Below are 514 nucleotides of genomic sequence, written 5' to 3' on the forward strand. Positions count from 1 at the left end.
TTTTGCCTGCTGTTCGATTGTTTCCATGTAGTCTGTACCGTTTCCCTTATCAATCTTTTTCAGCATTTTCAAGGTCGGTGCTACCTGCCTTTGTACCCACCGTAATGTACGGTCTAAGGTATAAGGTTCTGGTTTTGTCGTTAGCTTTAAGCTCTGTCTGTTATCGCCGATAAACCAAGCCCAGCGGTCATTGAGCTTCCAGTCATTTTTCCGCTTGTCTGGTTCTTCATCAACAAACCGCACATACTGATTGATGATAGAAAAGGCGGTCTGTTCTGCGTCATAATAGGTCAGCAAATCTCGTACTGCATAATAGGCACGTTCATTGCGAAGCCGTATCTCAAAGCGGTTGATAATATCGGCTTCATTAAGCGGTGTCCCCAGCTTGACGTACTGCTCATAGTCTTTTTCATAGATACAGAAATACACATCTGATTTCAGCGAACCAAGATAAAGGGTACGTCCCATATATTCTCTGTCGTCCTCTCTGTGCTTGATAAGTTCGCCAGACTGG

Annotated in this window: 1 protein-coding gene; it reads right to left on the bottom strand. The window is 44.2% G+C overall.

Annotation, left to right across the window (positions count from 1 at the left end):
- Positions 1–514 (bottom strand): replication initiation factor domain-containing protein (locus WKT11_RS19850; RefSeq protein ID WP_340285803.1); only part of this gene is annotated, 514 nt, incomplete at both ends.

This window comes from Blautia sp. HCN-1074, from assembly GCF_037890165.1.
GTDB lineage: Bacteria > Bacillota > Clostridia > Lachnospirales > Lachnospiraceae > Blautia_A.